The sequence below is a fragment of the Kluyvera huaxiensis genome (genome assembly GCF_040149365.1).
GTDB classification, from domain to species: Bacteria; Pseudomonadota; Gammaproteobacteria; order Enterobacterales; family Enterobacteriaceae; genus Kluyvera; species Kluyvera intermedia_A.
The window spans coordinates 1-1,690 of sequence record NZ_JBEFLV010000048.1 but is presented as its reverse complement, the minus strand read 5'-3'; the positions used below and the strand labels follow the sequence as shown (position 1 = coordinate 1,690).

General features: G+C 51.3%; 1 rRNA gene. It reads right to left on the bottom strand.

Annotated elements, in window-relative coordinates:
• Window positions 1–1,690: ribosomal RNA gene (locus ABOC97_RS23835) — 23S ribosomal RNA — on the bottom strand; the annotation flags it as partial.

Below are 1,690 nucleotides of genomic sequence, written 5' to 3'. Positions count from 1 at the left end.
CACACCGTATACGTCCACTTTCGTGTTTGCACAGTGCTGTGTTTTTAATAAACAGTTGCAGCCAGCTGGTATCTTCGACTGATTTCAGCTCCATGAGTAAATCACTTCACCTACATATCAGCGTGCCTTCTCCCGAAGTTACGGCACCATTTTGCCTAGTTCCTTCACCCGAGTTCTCTCAAGCGCCTTGGTATTCTCTACCTGACCACCTGTGTCGGTTTGGGGTACGATTTGATGTTACCTGATGCTTAGAGGCTTTTCCTGGAAGCAGGGCATTTGTTACTTCAGCACCGTAGTGCCTCGTCATCACACCTCAGCGTTAAAAGAAGTCCGGATTTACCTAAACTTTCCGCCTACATGCTTAAACCGGGACAACCGTCGCCCGGCTAACATAGCCTTCTCCGTCCCCCCTTCGCAGTAACACCAAGTACAGGAATATTAACCTGTTTCCCATCGACTACGCCTTTCGGCCTCGCCTTAGGGGTCGACTCACCCTGCCCCGATTAACGTTGGACAGGAACCCTTGGTCTTCCGGCGTGCGGGTTTTTCACCCGCATTATCGTTACTTATGTCAGCATTCGCACTTCTGATACCTCCAGCAACCCTCACAGGCCACCTTCAACGGCTTACAGAACGCTCCCCTACCCAACAACACATAGTGTCGCTGCCGCAGCTTCGGTGCACAGTTTAGCCCCGTTACATCTTCCGCGCAGGCCGACTCGACCAGTGAGCTATTACGCTTTCTTTAAATGATGGCTGCTTCTAAGCCAACATCCTGGCTGTCTGAGCCTTCCCACATCGTTTCCCACTTAACTGTGACTTTGGGACCTTAGCTGGCGGTCTGGGTTGTTTCCCTCTTCACGACGGACGTTAGCACCCGCCGTGTGTCTCCCGTGATAACATTCTTCGGTATTCGTAGTTTGCATCGGGTTGGTAAGTCGGGATGACCCCCTAGCCGAAACAGTGCTCTACCCCCGAAGATGAATTCACGAGGCGCTACCTAAATAGCTTTCGGGGAGAACCAGCTATCTCCCGGTTTGATTGGCCTTTCACCCCCAGCCACAAGTCATCCGCTAATTTTTCAACATTAGTCGGTTCGGTCCTCCAGTTAGTGTTACCCAACCTTCAACCTGCCCATGGCTAGATCACCGGGTTTCGGGTCTATACCCTGCAACTTAACGCCCAGTTAAGACTCGGTTTCCCTTCGGCTCCCCTATTCGGTTAACCTTGCTACAGAATATAAGTCGCTGACCCATTATACAAAAGGTACGCAGTCACCCTGATAAATCAAGGCTCCCACTGCTTGTACGTACACGGTTTCAGGTTCTTTTTCACTCCCCTCGCCGGGGTTCTTTTCGCCTTTCCCTCACGGTACTGGTTCACTATCGGTCAGTCAGGAGTATTTAGCCTTGGAGGATGGTCCCCCCATATTCAGACAGGATACCACGTGTCCCGCCCTACTCTTCGAGTTCACAACACATGCATTTTTGTGTACGGGGCTATCACCCTGTATCGCCGGACTTTCCAGACCGTTCCACTAACACACATGCTGATTCAGACTCTGGGCTGCTCCCCGTTCGCTCGCCGCTACTAGGGGAATCTCGGTTGATTTCTTTTCCTCGGGGTACTTAGATGTTTCAGTTCCCCCGGTTCGCTTCGTTAAGCTATGTATTCACTTAACGATAGTGTG